At 59.5% G+C, this 817-nt stretch carries 1 pseudogene; it reads right to left on the reverse strand.

The annotated features are described in order from the left end of the window. Positions 1-69: 69 nt before the first annotated feature. Positions 70-817, reverse strand: a pseudogene (locus tag F0311_RS11275) (hypothetical protein); the annotation flags it as partial.

An 817-nucleotide genomic window follows, 5' to 3' on the forward strand; every position in this document is an offset into this window, starting at 1 on the left:
GTCTCCGCCTGGTACAAGGCCACCCCACATTGCGCAGGAGACAGACGGGATGGCCGGTCTATAGGGCGACTACTGCCTCCTTACCCACTGGCGTTGGTTGACCATGGCAATGAACATTCCACCCAGTACCAACAGCAGCAGGGCAGCCAGAGGCAGAAAGTGTCCCCACCAAGGTGTGCCAGTATCAGCTAGATCATCCTCATCCTGAGGCTCTGGAGACTCCGTAGGAGTTGGCTCCTCACTCGGGGTGGGCTCTTCTGTCGGAGTAGGTGCAGGCTCCTCTGCTGCCAAAACCTCGAAGGTCGCCGAGATGTCCTGATACCCATCCGCGATCAGCACCACGGTGTGTTCACCAGGCTCAGTATCTTCTGGGATCTCCCAGGCGAAGGCCACCACCCCGGCCTCATCAGCAACCTCGGCGCCAATGAACACCGGCTCGGAGTACATAGTCGCCTCCACCTCAGTACCGGATTCATATCCGGTAGCCGTCACCTCCTGTGTCTCACCTACGGTGACCTGGTCAGCACCCAGAGTGATCCCCTCAGGAACAATGAGCTCCTCCTCCGGGGCAGCCACCACCACCGTGGCAGTCTCCTCAAAACCCCGGTAGCTGACAGTCAGGGTCCGTTCACCCTCACTGGAGAGGATCACCTCTTGACCCTCGACGACATCGCCCTCTACCGAGGAAGCCAAGTCAACATACTGACCCACCCCACCCAGCACATCACCATCAGCATCCAATGCATCCACTCTCACGGTGATGACCTCATCAACCTCAACCTCTGCCGGAGCATCGACCACCAGGGACTCCACCGCG

Origin of the sequence: Nesterenkonia ebinurensis, assembly GCF_008711175.1 — a bacterium.
Classification (GTDB): Bacteria; Actinomycetota; Actinomycetes; order Actinomycetales; family Micrococcaceae; genus Nesterenkonia; species Nesterenkonia ebinurensis.